Here is a 12499-nt window from a genome sequence, read left to right as displayed (position 1 = left end):
AATATATAATGGCAAGAGTTAAATTTGGAAAAGTAACTAGAGCAAGAAGAAAACGTTGAATTAAGCGTGCTAAAGGATACTACGGAACTAAAAAATCTTCATATAAAAAAGCCCATGAACAAGTTGTTCGTTCTATGGCTTATGCTTTTATCGGGCGTAAACAAAAGAAACGTGATTTCAGACAACTATGAATCGTTCGTATTAATGCAGCTGTTAGACCTTATGGTTTATCATACTCAAGATTTATGAATGGGTTGAAACTAGCTAATATTGACATCAATAGAAAAATGCTATCAGAATTGGCAATTCACAATCCTGAAGACTTTGAAAAAATCGTAAAAGAAGTTCAAAATAAATTGAAATAAAAGATTTCCTCGCATGGGGAAATTTTTTATTTCAAAAGCAGAACTTAAATTATTATTGTTTCCAACGATTATTCCATTAAAATTATAGGGAAAGAGGTTTTTTATGTACTTAGAAAAAATTTATAAATATAGTAAAGAACAAAACAATGCTAATTCTGATATTTCAAAAGCAATAATTGAAGAAATAGTTACTAACAAAATTTTTGATCTTAGTGTTTCTGAGTTGGCAAAAAAAAGTCAATGCAGTCAACCAACTGTTTCACGATACATTAAAAATGTTTTGGAAGCTGAATCATATCGAACTTTGGTATTACAGTTAAATAAGGAAGTTATTTCTTATTTTGAGAATAATTTCAACAAGAATAATTACTTTGAAAATAACCAAACAATTTTAAATGATATTAAAACAACATTGGCATGTCTGATTCAAATAGATGTAGAAAAGGCAGCAAAACTGATTGTCAATGCAGAAAAAATTAATGTATCTTCAATTGGCGGAAACATGGCTCTGAAACATGAAATTGAACATAAACTTTCACAAATAGGTAAGTATGTAATGATTGGACCCGATTGGCATCAACAATTGATTAATCTTAATTTCATGCAAAAAAATGATGTTGTTATTGCAGTTTCTTATTCGGGAGACAAATTTGAAATGAATAAAGTAATTGAAAAAGCTAATGAAAAGGGAGTCAAAGTTATTTCATTGACAGGGCCATATGAATCCAATTTGAAAAAAAATTCCACTTTTGCTTTTGAAATTCACTCAAAGGATGCCAAATATAGATCATTTTCGTTTACTTCACGATTGTGTGCTTTTGCTATTTGAGAAGTAATTTTTAAAAATATTTTGGCCTTGGATATTGTGACATCAGATGTAATTGAGGCCTGAAAGTGAGAGCAACATTAATTAAGAACGCGATTAGTTATTAAACTAGTCGCTTTTTATATTTTTTCCATTTTTTCCAAAAAATAAAATTTTTTGGAAAAAATATTACAAGTGTGAATAAAAGTGTGTATATTTTATAATGAAAGATGGTGAATTTATGAAAGATAGTATTTTTAGTACTGAGTACATATTTCTTGATCAGGAATTTAGTTCTAAAGAAAGAGTTTTTAGTTTTATTGCAAGTCAAGCTTTAAAACTAAATTTGGTTTCTAATAAGGAAGCTTTAGTAAAAGGTTTTTTGGACAGAGAAAAAGAAGGATCTACAGGGTTTGAAGATGGCTTTGCAATTCCACATGCTCGAATTATGGAGATTAAAAAATCGGCTGTTTTTGTTGTCCGTCTCAAATCACCAATAGATTGGAATTCATTGGATGGCAAGCCAACAAAAATTGCAATTGCCTTAATGATTCCTGAAGGGCCTTCTGGTGAGGAACATTTGACAATTTTGAGCAGTATTGCAATGAAATTATTGAACACAGATTTTAAAAGAAAAATTTTGTCAACAAATTCGAATAAGGAAGTCTTAGAATTACTTCAACAAGTAGAGACTAAAGAAAATATTGCATCAAATGATAAAAAAACTTCTAACGATGGTTTAAAAATTGTTGCAATTACAGCGTGTATTACTGGAATAGCTCATACATATATGGCTGAAGAAAAACTTTTATCCGAAGTTCCAAAAATGGGTCATTCTATAAGAATTGAAACTCAGGGTTCTAAGGGTGTAGGAACTCCCTTAAAACCCCAAGAAATTGCTGATGCTGATTTAGTAATCTTTGCAACAGATACATCAGTTGACAAAACTCGTTTTGCTGGAAAAAAAGTTTATCAAACAAAAGTTGCTAAAGCAATGAAAGACCCACAGGGGACTGTTAAATTGGCCATTGCTGAGGCAACACTTCAAAAAGGAGAAAATCCTTCGTTTCAAACTAAAAATCGCGTAAGTGGTGAAAAAGAAGGAGTAATGCAACATATCATGGCCGGAATTTCTTATATGATTCCAATTATAGTTCTGGGTGGAATATGTTTAGCATTTTCAATTGGATTAGCTAAGGCTATTTGAGGACCAGAAGCAGGAACTGCTGGACCCAATGATCAATATAAATGAGGAATTCTAAATGTCATGAATCTGGTTGGTTCAGCCGCATTTGCTATGATGATTCCGATACTTGGTGGATTTATTGCTAATTCAATAGCTGGTAGAGCAGCCATTGTCCCCGCAATGGTTGGAGCGTTCTTAGGTAATAATCCCGACAATTTCATGCCAATGCCAGGAATGGATGCTGTTGCAACTCCAGCCGGTTTTTTAGGAGCGATCGCTGCAGGTTTACTAGCGGGATACACAGTTAAATGAATTAATACATGAAATGTTCCAAAAACATTACAAGCAGCAATGCCTATATTCTTTATTCCAATTGTTGTTGGATTAGGAATAGGACTACTATTTATTTATGTTATTGGAGGACCAATTGGATATGTAATGGATCAAATTTCAATTGGATTCAAAAATGCTTATAATTCAGAATTAGGTGTTTGAGCTGGACTAGGGTTAGGAATGGCTCTTGGTGCTATGGCTGGTTTTGATATGGGGGGGCCGATTAATAAAATTGCCTTTGTGACAGGATCAGCTTTAGTAACGGCCAAAATTTACGAACCAATGGGAGCGATTGCTGCTGCAATTCCTGTTGCACCATTGGGTATGGGATTGACTACAATAATTGTTCCAAAATTTTTCGATAAAGATACGCGAAATTTAGGTGTTGCAGCAATCATTATGGGATGCATCGGAATTTCTGAAGGAGCAATTCCTTTTGCAATTAGAGATCCTAAGCGTGCCGTTGTTTCAAATGTTTTGGGCTCAGCAGTGGCTGGAGGAATTGCTGGTGCATTGATGGTAACTAATGCTGCTGCACATGGGGGGCCAATTGTGGCAATTCTGGGAGCAGTTCCCTATGGAGTTGAAACACTCTACTTCTTTATAGCAATTGCTGCAGGAGTTGCAACAACAGCATCTGTTTATTCATTCTGGTTATTAACAGATGCAGGAAAACCAGGATCTGTTAAGGAAACTCATGTTGCCTACTTATTAAGTTTAAACTCAGAAAAAAAAGTGGCACTTGCTGATATTAATGAAAAAATAAAAACAGCAAAAGTAACTGCCAAATTTGCAGTTAAAGATGCTAAAATGAAAAATGAAAATGCCGATGCTATTCTTTTTTCTTTAAGTAAAACTTTAAAAGTTTTAGTTGATAAAAAAGCTATGATCATCGAAAAATACAAAAGTGATGTTGAAAAAGCAAAAATGGCTTACAAGGAAATATCAAAATTAGAAAGTGAATTTGTTAAAACTAAAAATGAACAAGTTAAAAAGTTTGTCGCGCAAAACACTGAAGATTATCAAACAAAACTTTCAAAGATTAACTCTGACTTTAAAAATAACAAGTTTGCAACGAACAAAATGCAAGTTCATCAAAACAAAAGCAATTTGCTTGAAGCAAAACAAGAGCTTAAAGAGCAAAAACAAAGCAGTTTTATACAATATCAAACTAATTTGCGTAAGCAGTTTGTTGAAAAATATTATCAGTCTGCAAAATAATTAAAAGTATAAAAACTAGTTTCAGACTAGTTTTTTATTGCTACAATTATTAAAGATAAGAGGTAATATGGCAAATGTTAATGAGCAAAAACAAAGCGTTGAGTTTGAAATAACAGAATTTGAAGCAGCATGAGAAAATGCTCCAATTTTGGAAAACAGGTCAAAAGATGAATATCGTCTTTGTTATATTTGCAAATTTTCAATTGAGAAAAAAAACTTCGCAGAAATAAGTAAAGATGAGATGGCATGAACTTTAGATTTAATTAATGCCAAAAAGCCTAAATTGGTTAATAATAATTATATAGCAGTTCATAAAAATTGCATTTCTAAACGTTTCAAGCAAGATTCTCGTCGTCAACTAAAATACACTTGAGCTTATAAATGATTTTACGATGATGAATATTATAATGACAAATAAAATATTTTTTGATTTTGTACATTTTTTGATTTTGAAGTCAATAAAAAAAATTACAAAAACTATTTAAATTTTATTGAGAAAAGCTTACACTTTTTAATTTCAAAGAGTACAATAAAAATCATAATAAATATTATGAAAATATGGAGAAAAATTTAATAAAAATTGAGGTTGAGAAATGAAAGAAAAGGCAAGAAAAACGGTAGAATCAGAAGCCAAATCAATTGTACATGTAAAGAATATATCCAAAACTTTTGGAAAGAACAATTGAGCAATTAAGAATGCCAGTTTTACAATTTATTCTAATGAATGTATTTCATTACTTGGAAGTAATGGTAGTGGTAAAACAACTTTAATGAGTTTAATAGCTAATAGTATTGAACTGACTTTAGGAGAGATTAATTATTCATTTGAAGAAAAAGAACTAAGTCAAGCTATTGGTTTTCAAAATCGTGATCAGGATTGACCGATGGGTTTTTTGGTTAAAGATATAACGGCAATTTGGATTGCAACATATGAAGTCATTGACCAGGATTGAGTCAATTACTTGAAAGATGTTTTTGGAATTAATCAAATTTGACATAATTACTTATCAAAGCAATCTATGGTAACGAAGCAGCTGTTTGCTCTATTTTTAGTTTTTTTGTATAAGCCGGAATTAATTTTGGTTGATCAGCTGTCTTCTGATATCGATTGAAAATACTCTGAAAAAATTAGCAAACTAATGTCAGAATATGTCAAAAAAGGAAACACGCTAATTTTAAACTCTCCAAGTCCTTACTTTTTGGACCATTTGTCAACTAGAGTAATTTATATCAGTGGTGGAGAAATTATTGACGATTTAAGCAAAACTGAGATCAAACGTGAGTACAAAACTGTAATGAATTATAGTAAGACTTTACTTAAAGAAGAAATAATTAAAGAGCGCACTTCAAATAATAGAAAAAAAGTTTTTGCTCCATTTGTTAACAAACTGAATACATATATACTGCAGCTACAGGACGCTATTAAAAGCTACGTTGATTATAGCAATTTTGCGTTAAGTAAGCTTGAAGAAGAACTTGTAAACAGTGTATTTGCAGTTGCTAGTTTAAAAGAAATTGTAGGAAATTTTTATAAACAAAAAACTGACAAAAACGCAATTAAGGGTGTTGTAAAAATAATTAAGGATACAAAAAAAGTTTTGCTCAAAGCTCGTAAGCATGCTAAAATTAGTGATTCCTTATTAAGTAGCCGAGTGGTTAAAATTTTAAAAGCAATTACTAAATATTTGGAGAATGATTTGACAGCAATTTTTGTAAGTGAGAAAGCTCTTTATCAACAAAATGATGAGCAAAATAATTTATCACTTAAGGAGCGTCAACATTTGAAGCGTCTGAAGCGAAAATACATTCAAGAGGAAATTCGCCATTTGAAGACAGCCGCCCGTCGCCAAAAACTAAAACAAACTTTACGTATAAAACGTTTGAAGAGTGAACAATAATGAGCAAGAAAAATTTTCAAATATCTTGAAAGCTTTTAAAAGCTCAAACCCTGAATTATTTTACAGATCCAACAAATATTGTTTTAAACTTTGTGATTACTTCAGTAACAATGCTTAGCTGAATTGCTTTTAAGCCTGTCGGTAGTGATGGATTTTCATCAGATCCTTTTGTTTTGGCAAGCGCAATCGCTATTAGTCAAATTAGAAACTCCCAACATACTTTTACAACAATTTTAGTTGATTGAAGGGACAAAAAGTTTTTCAAAACATTATCCCAAACGCCGCTTTCAAAAAAAATGCTTTATAGCTCCATGTTTATTTTCAATTGATTTATAAATTTTTTAATGTTCTTATTTTTATTTAGTTTGGCAATGCTTTTTGCTAAACAACGTAATGTTTTGGCAAGAATTGATTTAGTGCCATTAATAATAGGATTCATTTTGAATGTAATTTTGTCAAATTTGATGGCACTGGTCATTGTTCAAATTTTTAAAAATCGCGATATAGCAACTATTTTTGCGCTGATTTCCTACTTCGGTCCAATGTACTTATTAGGACTAGGGATTCCTTGAAATATTGCTGGGCAAATTAAAGTTTTAAATATTATTACTTATTTGTTTCCTCATCGCTATACGATAAATTTGATTCAAGCAAGTTGGTCAGGCTTGTCCGCTAATATGGAGTTTCCCAATGTTGATCCGAATTCATGATTAGGGACTCATGGTTTTGGCTACAATGGGCATGGCTGATGACTTCCAGCTTTAATATCTGCAGTATGAGTAATTGGCTTTTTAGGAGCTTTTATTTTTCTGCTTAATAAAAATTATCCAATGCATTTTAAGACAAAAAAATATCAGAATTTATCAAGTTACAATTTGCACAAAAATAATATTAATAATATCAAACATTCTAATAGTTTAGAAGAGTTAAATCGGCAAATTCAACATATAAAAAGAGAGCGTTTGAAGCATAAAAAACAAAGTAAATATGTCTCAAAAGTAAAAAAAACAAAATACGAGGAGAATTCATAAAATGAATAAGTATAATTTCAAACGTGAATGAAGAGTATTTTGATTATTTCAAAAAATTCAAACAAAAAATTGACTTAAAAACTACATGAACATTTTTTTGGGATTTTTCATTTGCCTATACACAATTTTATGCTGAGTTGCTTTCAAAGATGGCGATCCTTTCTTAATGATTTCAGGAATTTGTGTTGTCATAATTCGTAACTCACTGTGATGTTTTTTAAAAACTCTTAATGAATGAAGAGAAAAGGGTGTTTGAGAAAAATTTTCCTTATCTAGGGTTTCAACAATAACAAAGCATTCGGCGTTAATTTTTTTTAATATTTTTTCAACACTCATTATTTCTTTAGTTATTTTTCTAATAACAATATCTTGTTTTCCTAAGCAAATAAACTACTTAAATAATATTAATGTTGGTATGCTATTTTTGGGAATCTTGTTCTGCTGAATAACATCTTATGTTGTGGCACTAGCAATTCATCAGACTTTCAAAAGCTACAAAGTAGCTAACATGGCGAGTTTGTTATTGTATTTTACATCGCTACAGTTTTTGGGATTGGGGTTTCCTTTTGAAACAATAACTGCTGTTAGATGACTAAATTATGCACTGTATTTGCATCCATTTCGATATACTGTTAATATTATGCAAGCTGGTTTTGTCAATGCTCCAAATATGATTTATTCATATATTGGTTCTCAAGGAACTATTGTAACAGTTGACTTTGGGTATCAGGAAATTTGGTGATTGCCATATTTATTGTCTTCTGGAGTAGTTATGTTTTATAGTCTCATATATTTTTCAAAATCAAAAACTTTAAAAAAAATGACAAATCGGTATGTTGGAATAAGACTAGTAACTCAAATAGATAGTAAAGAATATATTAAAAGTTTAAAGTTGGCACAAACTTTGGAGGAATTAAAAGAGCTAAGAAGACACCGAAAGAGCAAGGAATAGTATTCTTGTAGGCAAGAAAGTTGTGACTAAATTGATAGTCCTGGAATTAAAAGAACTGAATGCAAAATTAACTAACGTCAAGTAAACAATAGCAAGGCTAATATTTAAAGTTGACAATATTTTATTATTGACGAGTTATTTTAAAAGCTGTTAGATAAAATTAACAAATTTCTATTTATGAAAACGAGCGATAATTATTTTAGGAAACAGTTTTTAAATGATAAAATCAATGCGTAAGTAAAATTTATTAAAATAAAAAGGAGAAGTATAATGATTTGTATTAAGGATGATTGTAATAAGCCAGCAAGTGCCACAATGGCTGAAGACGTGTTGGATGTGACAGCTACAGATAATAAATGAGTTACAGAGGAGCCAACATTTAAAAAGGCAAATATTGCTTATTGCAAGGAACATTTTCAAGAAATGATGGATGTACTAGCAAATTCACGTGCAATTAAAGAATAAAAATAACTTTTATGATAAAAAAAGAACATCTTATTTAGATGTTCTTTTTTTATTACTTTTAAATCTTGCTTTACGCTGATTGGCATTTGGATGCTCTCTTAAATATAAAATTTCTGTCAAAAATTTTAGGCGAGCTTCTTTTAATAATAAAGTGTCATAATCAATATTGAATCATCCCATAAATAATCCAATAATCAATGCTCCTACAAAGTTCCCAGCAATAGCCGGGATAATATTCAACAAGATAAACAATCATGCCGCATTAGCATTAAATATAAGGTCATTTGAACCTAAAACAATATTTCCATCAATGGCCATAAAAATTAACGATCATGCTCCATATCAGTTTGCAACTGAATGTTGATAACCACCAATTGCAAAAAACATTAAAATTAGCAAATACATAATCATTGAAGCGACAGTATTACCTTTAGTTGATTTAGCACCTTGAGTTGCTAAACAAATTAAAAAATTACACAAAATTGCACTGGCAAAAACTAAAGAAATTGTTTTTCCGATATCGCTTCCAGTAATCGCTTCGCCACTTCCTAATTTATGACCGACATTGTACAATTTATGTAGACCAAAACCATCGTACACTTTTGTTATAACTTCGCTTCCAGCAAATCCATCAGCTAAGTATAATATTGAAACAAAGATTCCAATTCCCAGAATATTTCCTAAATAAACTCAGGCACATGCTTTTAAAAAAATTGATCAACGTTCAACTTTTTTAAACATTGTTCGATTGTATCACATATGAGCTGTGACAAATCCTCCTCCAAGAAAAGAAATCATCAAAATAACTCCTGCAAATAACAATCCAGTTAATAATTTAGCAATTGAAGGATTTGAAATTGCATATGTTGAATAAACAACAGCTGTATAAGCAAACCCAATTCAAATTCCTGCCAAAAGACCACCCATTAATTGCTTCAATCAATTTTGACGTAATCCGTCAGAAATAACACGAAATGTATGAATGTATCCATAGTTATGATAAGCAATATCCTTGCTGTATAATGGTGTATAATCAACTTTCTCTAATTCGTGAATTTCGTCCCGAAGCTCCTCGTCAGTTAGTTTTTTAGTGCTTCTAAAAAATCTTTTTTTTGTACCTTCCATATGACCTTTCTAAATACCATTTAATGGTAAAATAAGTAAATTTTAAAATAATGGTTTTACTAAAAGTTTTTTAAATTCATCTCAATATTTGTCTACAACAAATTTAAAAAACACATTCATCATGATTGATATGGTTAGCAAAAAAAAATTTTACTTTGCTAACCATCAGAGAAACCTTTTATGATTATATTCTTATAATGCTTCTATTTCAACTGCAAAAGCTGCTAACAAGTTTAAATATATTTTGGCTCGTTTCAAAACAAAAAAAGTGCTAGTCTTAGCGTCTTTTTGTAATGAATATGATTCAATTAAAATATAAAAAAAGTTGTAAACGTGATCAACTCATTTACTATTACATAGTCAAAGCTTCAATGCAAAATAAAAAATTTCGGCTTGTGTTTTTTATAAATTGAGGAATGCTGACTTGATATCAATTATTTGTCTCTATTGTCTCGCATTTTTAAAGTCTCTTTTAAAAAATTTAAGCGAGCATTTTTTATTAGCAAATGATCGTAATCAGCATTAAATCAGCTCATAAATAATCCAATAATTAAGGATCCAACAAAGTTACCAATAATCGATGGAAAAATATTTATTAAAATGTATCACCAAAAAGTGTTGTTGTTGAAAGTCAATGTCAAAAGTTCTTGTTGATTATCAAGAGTCATAAAAATAATTACTCATGCTGCGTATCAATTTGCTACACAATGTTGATAACCACCAATTCCAAAGAAAACAACAATACAAGCTAGTACCATAATTGACGCAACGATGTCACCTTTTGTTGATTTTGAACCTTGAATAGCAACGCAAATTAATAGTCCACATAAAACGGCACTTCCAAAGACTGTTCCAATAGTTTTAAAAACATCCGTACCCGATATTGCAGAGCTAGTTTTTAATCGATTTCCGATTATACCCATTTTATTTAGGCCATAGTTTTCATAAATTTTTGTCAATAAAAGATTGTCGTCGCTTGCATATCCGTCTGATAAATAAAAAATTGCGACAAAAAAACCAATTCCAGTAATGTTACCTAAATAAACTCATCAACATGCTTTTAAAAAAACACTTCACTTTTCCACGCCCTTGAACATTGCCCGAGAGTATCATAGATAAGCCGTCAAAAATCCTCCGCCCAAAAATAATATCAAAACCATTGAGCCGATAAAAATAAATCCTGTTAAAATTTTTGCAACTGAAGAATTATCAATTGAATATGTTGAAAAAGAAATGGCAGTATATGCAAAACTAATTCATATACCTGCTAACAAACCTCCAACAAATTGTTTTAAAAGACTGAGATGGAGTCCATCCGAGATTACTCTAAAGGTATGAACATAGCCAAAAATATGATATGGTATTTCTTTGTTAAATAATGCTGTATAGTCGACTTTTTCAAGCAGCTCAATTTCAGTTAAGATTTCTTGATTAGTTAATTTTTTAACCCGTTTAAAAGTATTAAATTTCATAGTTGACCTCATGTCTTTCTACATAATAAAATATAAATGTTCATATTTTTACAAATTCGTAAAAACATATTCAATTTCATATTAAAAGAACGAATCAATATTTATTGACGATGGTTTTATTATATATCATTTTAAGATCAAAACTGACTACAGTTTCTGCTATTTTTTTATTACGATAGTTAATCACTTCAATGATGAATATCAACAAAAGATACAAGGAATTTTAATGTGATATTTAACTTAGTAGTGAAATCATAGACTCCAAAACTTGCTGGTTTCACTTTTTGAACTTTTAGGTAATGCGTATTTTTTTCTAGAACTTTTCAAAAATGGCCAATAAAAAGGGACTTTTGATTAGTCCCTTATAAATCTTAAATTCAGCAGCAGATAATTTTTGCATTAAGTTAAACCTTATTTGCTGTCATTTTTTTCTTGTTCTTCAATAATTTCAATCATAACATTATCGCAGTCTTTTAGAGGATCATCACAAGTAGCATTATTCATTGATTCTCATTCCTCAACAGTTAATTCATCTAAATATTTGTTAAAAGCTTTAACAAAAATACGTTCTTTTTGAGCCATATATTATCTCCTTTTATAGTTCAAACCCATTAAGTTTTGAACTTTATTTATTTTTTTATTAGCAATCATTCGAGCTTTTGCAGCACCTTGTTCCAATCATTGTTCAACTTCTAAAGAATTATATAATTCCTTATAGCGGGTTTGAATTGGTTCAATCACTTCTAATAAAACTTCAATTACGTCATCTTTCAAGTCTTTATAGTTTTTTCCTTTTCAACGAACCATTGCTTCTTGAAGCGAAACATTTTTTAATGTTGTATAAATTTCAATTAAATTGGTAACTCCTGGCTTATTAATTGGGTCATGCTTAATTAAATTTTCTGAATCCGTTACGGCTGCTTTAATTTTGCTTCGAATATCAGCGGGACTATCAAGCATTTTAATAATCGCTTTTGGATTGTCCGAAGACTTACTCATTTTTTTAGTTGGGTCTTGCAAATCCATAATTTTTAACTTATTTTCAGTTACTAAGCATTCAGGAACAACAAACATTTCTCCATACCGGTTGTTCATTCTCATTGCCAAATCACGTGTTAACTCTACATGCTGTTTTTGGTCAACTCCAACTGGAACGAATTCTGCATCATATAATAAAATGTCAGCTGCCATTAGTGTTGGATAGGTAAATAATCCCGCGGGAATATAACCTTTTCCAGACTCTTCAGCTTTTTGAGATTTATCCTTATATTGAGTCATTCGTGATAATTCACCAATTGTTGATTGAGTATTTAAGATTCAACCCAATTGAGCGTGTTCCAACACATCTGATTGTAAAAAAATTACTGATTTATTAGGATCCATTCCACACGCAAAGTATAGAGCTGCAATTTCTTTAATGTTTTTTCTTAAAACTTCTTTATCTTGAGGAACAGTAATAGCATGTAAATTAGCAATAAATACATGCATTTCATATTGCTCTTGAAAATTGACCATACGCTTGACAGCGCCCAAGTAATTTCCTAAAGTCATTGCCCCACTTGAAGTGATAGCTGACAACATTTTTTTCTTTGTCATAAATACTTTTTTCCTCCACTCTTCTAAAGATAAATTAATTTTATAGGAAA

Annotated in this window: 12 protein-coding genes; 8 read left to right on the top strand and 4 right to left on the bottom strand. The window is 30.5% G+C overall.

Annotation, left to right across the window (positions count from 1 at the left end; genetic code table 4):
• Positions 1-8: 8 nt before the first annotated feature.
• From rplT to CXP39_RS02860, 8 genes are all read left to right on the top strand, one after another.
• Positions 9-365: a 50S ribosomal protein L20 gene (rplT, locus tag CXP39_RS02895; protein WP_027048549.1), complete on the top strand. Its 357-nt coding sequence runs from the start codon at positions 9-11 to the stop codon at positions 363-365.
• A 103-nt stretch (positions 366-468) separates the two neighbouring features.
• Positions 469-1275 (top strand): MurR/RpiR family transcriptional regulator, encoded by an 807-nt coding sequence (locus CXP39_RS02890; RefSeq protein WP_027048548.1) that lies wholly within the window; start codon positions 469-471, stop codon positions 1273-1275.
• A gap of 136 nt (positions 1276-1411) precedes the next feature.
• Positions 1412-3910: a fructose-specific PTS transporter subunit EIIC gene (locus tag CXP39_RS02885; protein ID WP_027048547.1), complete on the top strand. Its 2499-nt coding sequence runs from the start codon at positions 1412-1414 to the stop codon at positions 3908-3910.
• 67 nt (positions 3911-3977) lie between these two features.
• Entirely contained in the window at positions 3978-4328 is a 351-nt protein-coding gene (locus tag CXP39_RS02880) for a hypothetical protein (protein ID WP_027048546.1), read from the top strand.
• Between the two features lie 175 nt (positions 4329-4503).
• Positions 4504-5808, top strand: coding sequence for an ATP-binding cassette domain-containing protein (locus CXP39_RS02875; RefSeq protein ID WP_027048545.1), 1305 nt, complete (start codon positions 4504-4506; stop codon positions 5806-5808).
• Positions 5808-6839 (top strand): hypothetical protein, encoded by a 1032-nt coding sequence (locus CXP39_RS02870; protein ID WP_027048544.1) that lies wholly within the window; start codon positions 5808-5810, stop codon positions 6837-6839. Before CXP39_RS02875 ends, CXP39_RS02870 begins: the two co-directional genes overlap by 1 nt.
• Position 6840: 1 nt before the next feature.
• The gene (locus CXP39_RS02865) at positions 6841-7791 is read left to right on the top strand and encodes a hypothetical protein (protein ID WP_027048543.1); all 951 of its coding nucleotides are present in this window, start codon (positions 6841-6843) and stop codon (positions 7789-7791) included.
• Positions 7792-8061: 270 nt separating this feature from the next.
• Complete coding sequence (locus CXP39_RS02860; RefSeq protein WP_027048542.1) at positions 8062-8256, top strand: hypothetical protein; 195 nt, start codon at positions 8062-8064, stop codon at positions 8254-8256.
• Positions 8257-8286: 30 nt separating this feature from the next.
• On the opposite strand, the gene CXP39_RS02855 is transcribed toward CXP39_RS02860, so the two are convergent.
• From CXP39_RS02855 to trpS, 4 genes are all read right to left on the bottom strand, one after another.
• Positions 8287-9381: a formate/nitrite transporter family protein gene (locus tag CXP39_RS02855; RefSeq protein WP_027048541.1), complete on the bottom strand. Its 1095-nt coding sequence runs from the start codon at positions 9379-9381 to the stop codon at positions 8287-8289.
• Positions 9382-9815: 434 nt separating this feature from the next.
• Positions 9816-10853, bottom strand: a complete 1038-nt coding sequence (locus CXP39_RS02845) for a formate/nitrite transporter family protein (RefSeq protein WP_027048539.1) — start codon at positions 10851-10853, stop codon at positions 9816-9818.
• 411 nt (positions 10854-11264) lie between these two features.
• The gene (locus CXP39_RS03975) at positions 11265-11435 is read right to left on the bottom strand and encodes a hypothetical protein (protein WP_157055060.1); all 171 of its coding nucleotides are present in this window, start codon (positions 11433-11435) and stop codon (positions 11265-11267) included.
• Between the two features lie 3 nt (positions 11436-11438).
• Positions 11439-12449 (bottom strand): tryptophan--tRNA ligase, encoded by a 1011-nt coding sequence (gene trpS / locus CXP39_RS02840; protein WP_027048538.1) that lies wholly within the window; start codon positions 12447-12449, stop codon positions 11439-11441.
• Between the last annotated feature and the right edge of the window lie 50 nt (positions 12450-12499).

The organism is Mesoplasma syrphidae, assembly GCF_002843565.1.
GTDB lineage: Bacteria > Bacillota_I > Bacilli_A > Mycoplasmatales > Mycoplasmataceae > Tullyiplasma > Tullyiplasma syrphidae.
This window is presented reverse-complemented; position numbering and strand designations above follow the sequence as displayed.